The following is a 7113-nucleotide window of genomic DNA, read 5'->3' on the forward strand; positions in this document are numbered from 1 at the left end:
CCACCAGGAGCGGCCAGTCGGCGGGCAGCCCGATGGGCGTGATGCCGCCGTACTCCATGCCGCTGCGGCCGACCGCGGTGTCCATCGGGGCGAACGACGCCTTGCGGGAGCCCAGTTCGCGGCGTACGGCACCGTTGACGTCCACGCGGGTGGTCGAGAGCACCACGCAGCCGGCGAGGGTGACGGTGTCGCCGCGCTTGCCTGCCACCACGACGCAGTTCGCGGACTGTTCGAGCAGCCAGGGGCCGTAGTGCTCGACGAGCAGCGCGGTGTCGGCGATGGCCGGGTCGGTGTCCACATGCAGGAGCTGCTTGACGTCCACCGGCCCCTGCCAGTCGCGGATCGCCGCGGCGACGGGCTCGGGCAGCAGGTCCAGGCACTCGACGGCGGGCCGGACCTCCTCGAAAGCGTCCATGGGCGTGGCAGAGGACGAAGAGGAGGGGGTAGGCGAAGGTGTTGATGACGGCATGTCCGTCAAGCTAACAGGATCATGGGCGCGGCTGACTCCTGTCTCCGCCCTTGTCTCACTTTCCGGACTCAGGACCCGGACTCAACGCCCGGACTCAACGGCCGGTCTCAACGCCCGAACCCAGCGGCCGGACTCCACAGGGCCCGGCTCAACGGCCTGAGGGAACGACGACCGCCATCGTCATCTCCACGATCTCCTCGCCGTCATTGCGGTACGCGTGCGCGGCCGACGCCTCGAAGGCGGCCGAAGCACCCGCCGGTATCGCATGCTCGTCCCCTTCCACGACGAGGATCAGCTCCCCGCGGCGTACATGGAGCAGCTCCTTCGTCCCCGCCGGATGCGGGTCCGATTCACTGTGCTCACCGGGCATCAGCCGCCAGTCCCACATCTCGAACGGGCCGGGCGCCTCCGTGCCGACGAGCAGCGAGGTGTGACTGCCCGCCTCGGTGGACCACATCCGTACCGCGTCGCCGGGCGCGACTGTCCGCACCTGCGGCCCCTGGTCGTACTCCAGGAGCGTGGTGATGCTGATGCCGAGGGCATCGGCGAGCTTCACAGTCGTCCCCACGCTCGGGTTCGTCCGCGCCTGCTCGATCTGGATGATCATGCCGCGGCTCACGCCCGCACGGGCGGCCAGGGCATCGAGCGTGTAGCCCCTGTCGGCGCGCCAGTGCTTGAGATTGCGCGCCAGCGACTGCGTGAGCTGATCGAGGTCCGTCACCGTTCCGTTCCGTCCGTCCGGTCCGCTGGAAAAGGCAGCGAGGTCTAGGGTCAATATATTAGATGACGCGGTGCATCATCCTGAACTACGCTGTCCTGCACTACATCGTTCATCACACTGTACTTGCGAGGACTGACACCATGACCGCGGTATTCGCCTTGGCCAGCAGTTTTCTGTGGGGAGCCGCCGACTTCGGCGGCGGGCTGCTCACCCGACGCATGCAGGCGCTGACCGTCGTGGTCGTCTCGCAGGTGATCGCCGCGGGGGTGCTCGGCGCGATCGTCGTCGCCACCGGTGCCTGGCATGCGGCGACGCCGCAGCTGTGGTTCGCCGTCGCGGCCGGCGTCGTCGGCCCGGCGGCCATGCTCTGCTTCTACCGTGCGCTCGCGCTCGGCCCGATGGGCGTGGTCTCGCCGCTCGCCTCGCTCGGCACCGTCCTCGTGCCGCTCGGCGTGGGCTTCATAGCCGGCGAGCGGCCGGGCACGGTGCAGATCGCGGGCATGGTGGTGGCCGTCGTCGGTGTGGTGCTGGCCGGCGGGCCGCAGCGCGGCGGCGGCGCGGTCACGCGCGAGGCCGTCGTCCTCACGCTGATAGCGGCGTTCGGTTTCGGCGCGGTGATGGCGTTCATCTCCGAGGCGTCCACGACCGTGACCGGACTCTTCCTCGCCCTGTTCGTGCAGCGCGTGTGCAATGTCGCGGTCGGCGGCGCCGCCCTGTACGTGGCGACCCGGCGCGGCACACCCGCGCTGCCCGAAGGCGGCACGGCCGTCATTCGGGCAGCGCTCCCGGCACTGGCGTTCGTCGGCATCGCCGACGTCGCGGCCAACGGCACGTACGCGATCGCCACGCAGAGCGGCCCGGTCACCGTCGCCGCCGTACTCGCCTCGCTCTACCCGGTCGTCACCGCGGTCGCCGCGATGGGCGTACTCAAGGAACGGCTGCGCGCCATCCAGACGGCAGGCGCCTCACTGGCTCTCTTGGGGACGGCTCTGCTGGCTTCCAGCGGGTGAGGCGATGGATGCGGTGGGAACGGCCGTTCCCGCGGCCGCCTCGGTCTCGCCGGTCGCCTCGGACGGCTTCTTCAGTCCGGACGCGCCCGACCCAGCCCCGGACTCCGCCAGCGCCTCCGACTCCGCGAGCACCCCCGACTCCGCCAGCGCCTCCGACTCCGCCAGCGCCAGCAGCTGACCCGGGGTGACGCCTTCGGGGATCGGTACCGGCGGCGGCGTACGCAACGGCGGCTGCCAGCCCGCCGCCGGATCCCAGGTGCGGACGACCTTGGCGGGCGCCCCGGCGACCACGGCATGGTCGGGCACCTCTCCGCGCACGACCGCGCCCGCCGCGACCACGACGTTCCGGCCCAGCCGCGCGCCCGGCAGGATCACCGCGCCCGCGCCCAGCCAGGACCCGCTGCCGATCTCGACGGGCGCGGTCCGCGGCCACTGCTTGCCCACAGGCTGCGCCGGATCGTCGTACGAATGGTTGTCGCTGGTGATGTAGACGTACGGCCCGCAGTAGACCTCGTCGCCGATGGCCACGGTCTGCGAGGCGACGACATGGCTGCCGCGGCCCAGTACGACGCCGTTGCCCAGCCGCAGTACGGACTCCGGGCCGAGATCGAGCCCCGGCATCATCCCCGCGGTCAGCGTGACCTGCTCGCCGATGATGCAGTACTCACCCAGCTCGATCCACTGCTCGCCGAAAACCGTGCCCTGGGGGTAGGCGAGTCGGGTACCGCCCCCGATACGGCGGAAACGGTACGGCCCGGGCCGCTCGGCCGTCACCGCGCCGGCCTCCTGGACCCAACGCGTACCCCGGTGCACAACCCACGACGCGGCCCGTCGCCGCCAGGCCCCGACGGATGAGAACACGTTCTTCTTCGCACGCACCCGCTCACCGTACTCACCAGTAAGACCGACGTACCCCGCCCCGTCCTGTGATCTTCACCCCACGAGCCCGGCATCCGCCCGCCGCTCCCCGTCCCGTGGCAGGTCCGGCGCATCGATCCGCCGGACGGTCCGCACCTCGTTCACCACCCGCTCCGTATGCTCCGCGATCTCCGCAAGCGTGGTGACCCACATGCCCGCCATCCCCCGCACGGCCTCGATCAGCCCTTCAAGCGCGGCACTCCGAGACGGCCGCCCGGAGAGAAAGGGATGACTGGTCAGCACAAAGCAGCCACCCTCCGCGTGGTACGCCGCCGCCTCGTCACGCCACATCCCGCACGCCTTGCGCGGACTCTCGATGACCCCACTCCCGGTCCACCCGGGATAGAAGGCGTACTGCTCCCAGTCGTCCAGCCCCCAGTGCACGGGAATCTCCACCAGACTGGCGCCGCCGCCCTCACCCTCCTCCCCCCGCAGCCGGTACGGGACGTCATCGTCCAGCAAGCTGGAGTCGTACCGGAAACCCCGCTCGATCAGCAGCCGCGGCGTGTGCCAGTTCATCTCCCACCAGGGCGCGCGGTAACCGGTCGGCCGGACGCCCAGCCGCTCCAGAGCCGCCAGCCCCCGGTCGATGGCCTGCGCTTCCGTCCGGGCGTCCATCCCCCGCGTCTGTTCGTGCAGATACCCGTGGTGGGCGATCTCGTGGCCGTCGTCGACGATCGCCCGCACCATGTCGGGATACGTATCGGCGGTGAAGCCCGGCACGAAGAACGTGGCCCGCACATCCTGCCGGCGCAGCATGCGCAGCAACCGCGGCACGCCCACCCGGGGCCCGTACGCCTGATGGGACATCAGCGACATACGAGAGGCGGCCGACGGATCGTGCGCGAGCACGCACGACTCGGCATCCACATCGAAGGTGAACGAGGCGGCCGCACGGCACCCATCAGGCCAAGGGAAGGTCATCACTGCTCGTCTCCTCACTGAAGTCACTGGATGCACTGGATGTGCTGGATGTGCTGGATGTGCTGGTCGCGCTGGGCGTACTGGATGTACTGGTCGTACTCGAAGGAGTCGCCCTCCCGGCCCGGGCCGCCGCCCGCGGCCCCAGCACCGCATAACAGACCGCACTCGTCACCCCGCCGGCCAGCCAGGACAGATCCACCCCGCCCAGCGCGACCGCAACCGGCCCCTGGAAGACCGGTATCAGCCCGTACATGAACAGCCAGGTGACGAACACCCCGACCCCGAACGACACCAGCCCGGCACCATTCACATCCGCCAGCCGTCGGCTCCCCACCGGATCAAACAGCCGATCAATCGCCACCTCGGTTCCGGGCGGCGCCCCCGCCCCATTCCGATCACTCAGTACGCGCTCGATCCGCAGGTAATGAACGAGCATGACGCCCGCCCAGGCCGCGACCCAGGCGACGAGACAGACCAGCCAGCTGTCCAGGATCGCCGCGAAGTCGGCCTGGTAGACGAAGAACACCACTGCCGCCATCGACAGCACACCCACCACCGCACTCAACGTGCGCCGATGCACCTTGATATCGAGCGCCTGCGCGGCAACCGTGAAGGTGTAGATGTTCAGAATGTTCGTCGCGATCGGACCATGCAGGACGAGCAGCAGTACCGGTACTGCCAGCGCGCCGAAATTGTCGACGATCAGTCCGCCGGGGTCTGCCTGCCCGTTCTTCGTGGCGAGCGTGGCACCGAGCGTGCCGAGCCAGACCACGGGGATGAACTGACCGAGCGTGCTGGCCAGGTAGAGCCTGCGGCGCGGCATCCGTCGGCTGACGAAGCGCGAGTAGTCCGCGGCGTACGTGAACCACGTGATGCCCCAGCCGATGCCGATCGCCGTCATCACACCGGTCATCGCGGCGAACCGGTCGCCACCGGTGAGAATCTCGCCGGGCGGCCCGGCGTACGACCAGTCGATACGCAGGAAGAACCACGCGGCGACGGACATGACAACGAGTACGAGGATGGTCGGCGGCACGGTCCAACGCTCGAAGGCGGAGATCGCGCGGTAGCCGATCCAGGAAATGGCGACCTGCACTGCCATGATCAGAGCCGCCACGGCCACCTTCCAGCCGTGGTTGGCCACGTGCGGATCGACCGCGCCCAACTTGCCGAGCAGGGCCATCACCAGATCGAGAATGATCCAGGTGTTGACCGAGCACCAGCCGACGGCGAGCAGTGCCTGTATGGCCGCGGGCAGGTAGTTTCCGCGCCGGCCGAAGGCGGCCCGGCCGAGCACCATGCCGGTCACGCCCGTGCGCTGTCCCAGCAGCACGAACAGACCGAAGAGCGCCATGCCGATCAGGTTGCCGACGACCAGCACGATCAGGGTGTCGGCGAGCCCGAGGCCGATATGAATACCGAGCGCCCCCAGCACCCAGTTGATCGGGGCGATATTGGCCCCGCACCAGATCCAGAACTGCCCGGCCACGCTCCCGCTCCGAGCCTCCTCCGGCACTGGCCGCAGCATGGCCTCCACATCATTCATCACGGTCGTAGGCGTACCGGATGCCGGTCTCGAAGAGCCCGGCTCTTGCGAACGTGCCATCGGATGACCCCCATTACTCGGTGGGTGCATTACACGGCGGGCGCATTACTTGTGGCGGGCGACTGCTTGTGGTGGGCGATTGCTTCCGGCCGCCTGCTGGCCGCTCATTCTTCGCGCAACTGACCAGCCGTCACAAGAGACGCTCTGTCGCACAGACAGCCCAAGCTGCTAGACAAACCGTCATGTGCAGCAGGCCAGCCACGCGGAGCACGCCGATCCCGAGCACGTCGACCCCGAGCACGTCGAGCACGCCGATGTCCCTGTCGCGAGTCCTCGCACACCCCAGCCTCTCCCCCGCCCGGCCCCGGGTGCTGGCGGGCCAGGACGGGCTGGAGCGGACCGTGCGCTGGATCCACTCCAGCGAGGTACTGGACATCGCGCCCCTGCTGCGCGGCGGCGAGCTGCTGCTGACCGGCGGCAGCATGCTCGCCCACGCGACCGCCGACGAACAGCGCGCCTACATCCGGAAGCTGGCCGACCGCGGCGTCGCGGGCGTCGCCATAGAAACCGGCCCTGCTCTCCCGGCCGTGCCCCCGCCGCTCCTCGAAGCAGCCGCGGCAGCCCTGTTCCCCGTCATCGAACTACGCCGAGTCGTACCGTTCGTCGAGGTCGCCGAGGTGATCAACGGCGTCCTGGTCAACGACTCGGTGACCCGCCTCCGGCTGGTGGGCGGACTCTCCCAACACCTCTCAGCCCTCCTCACCGAAGGCGCCGGTCCCCAAGAAATACTGGACGCCCTGACCCACCAAGCAGGCGCCCCCGCAACCCTCCTGGACCCCGCAAACCGCGTCATCGCCGCGTCGCAGCCCCCAACCCCACCAGCCGACCCGGGAACCACACCAGCCGAAGGCCCACGCCCCGCACCACCACCGGTCGACACCAGCGTGCGTGTCACCATCCGGGGCGTACCGACAGCCACGCTGGTGGTACACGCCGCTCCCGGTGCCGACCTGGAGATGATCGAACTGGCCCGGGACCGCACCGCGGAGGCCCTGCAACTGGCGCTCCTCCGCTCCCGGCCCCCGGGCCCCCGCGACCTGGCCGCCGGCGAACTCGTCCGCCTCGCCATGGGCGGCACCAACCACCCCGACCGCTTGCGCCGACTGGCCACGTCCATCGGGTTCGCGGCCGAGGCACCGGTGATCGGCATCGCGGCCCTGACCACAGGCCCCGCATCCGGCTTCAACGGCCTGGAGGAACTGCTGGGCCGTCACGGGCGATTCGCCGTGGACATGCCCTCGCCACTGTCACTGCACGCACTCATATCGATGCGCTCGCAACCGCGAGCCGGAACCGGATCCGGAGAAGCTTCCAACTCCCGTGCACGCCTCCTCAGCGACCTCGCCACCTGGTGCGAGACCGGCAACGCCAGCACCGCAGTGGCCGTAGGCCCGCTGCTCCCCGACATCACCGACTCCAGCGCCTCACTGCAAGCAGCCCTGCAATCTCTCCACCTGCACCAGCC

7 protein-coding genes are annotated in these 7113 nt (G+C 69.6%); 2 read left to right on the forward strand and 5 right to left on the reverse strand.

The window, feature by feature from the left end; all coding sequences use genetic code 11:
* Together CCS38_RS01660 and CCS38_RS01665 are read right to left on the reverse strand one after the other, a co-directional pair.
* Positions 1 to 415, reverse strand: a 415-nt coding sequence (locus CCS38_RS01660; RefSeq protein WP_223731381.1) for a YbaK/EbsC family protein, incomplete at its 3' end; no start/stop codon positions are given.
* A gap of 202 nt (positions 416 to 617) precedes the next feature.
* Positions 618 to 1190, reverse strand: coding sequence for an XRE family transcriptional regulator (locus tag CCS38_RS01665; RefSeq protein WP_223731382.1), 573 nt, complete (start codon positions 1188 to 1190; stop codon positions 618 to 620).
* A 140-nt stretch (positions 1191 to 1330) separates the two neighbouring features.
* On the opposite strand from CCS38_RS01665, the gene CCS38_RS01670 reads away from it, so the two are divergent.
* Positions 1331 to 2200, forward strand: a complete 870-nt coding sequence (locus CCS38_RS01670; RefSeq protein WP_223731383.1) for an EamA family transporter — start codon at positions 1331 to 1333, stop codon at positions 2198 to 2200.
* On the opposite strand, the gene CCS38_RS01675 is transcribed toward CCS38_RS01670, so the two are convergent.
* Genes CCS38_RS01675 through CCS38_RS01685 form a run of 3 tightly spaced genes read right to left on the reverse strand, consistent with a single transcriptional unit; the run spans position 2156 to position 5678 of the window.
* Complete coding sequence (locus tag CCS38_RS01675; RefSeq protein WP_223731384.1) at positions 2156 to 3079, reverse strand: acyltransferase; 924 nt, start codon at positions 3077 to 3079, stop codon at positions 2156 to 2158. The genes CCS38_RS01670 and CCS38_RS01675 overlap by 45 nt on opposite strands.
* 54 nt (positions 3080 to 3133) lie before the next feature.
* On the reverse strand, positions 3134 to 4042 hold the full coding sequence (locus tag CCS38_RS01680; RefSeq protein WP_223731385.1) for a polysaccharide deacetylase family protein: 909 nt from the start codon (positions 4040 to 4042) through the stop codon (positions 3134 to 3136).
* On the reverse strand, positions 4023 to 5678 hold the full coding sequence (locus CCS38_RS01685) for a purine-cytosine permease family protein (RefSeq protein ID WP_308050642.1): 1656 nt from the start codon (positions 5676 to 5678) through the stop codon (positions 4023 to 4025). Before CCS38_RS01685 ends, CCS38_RS01680 begins: the two co-directional genes overlap by 20 nt.
* 224 nt (positions 5679 to 5902) lie before the next feature.
* On the opposite strand from CCS38_RS01685, the gene CCS38_RS01690 reads away from it, so the two are divergent.
* A partial coding sequence (locus CCS38_RS01690; RefSeq protein ID WP_223731387.1) for a PucR family transcriptional regulator ligand-binding domain-containing protein occupies positions 5903 to 7113 on the forward strand: 1211 nt, incomplete at its 3' end.

Origin of the sequence: Streptomyces purpurogeneiscleroticus, from assembly GCF_020024005.1 — a bacterium.
GTDB classification, from domain to species: domain Bacteria; phylum Actinomycetota; class Actinomycetes; order Streptomycetales; family Streptomycetaceae; genus Streptomyces; species Streptomyces purpurogeneiscleroticus.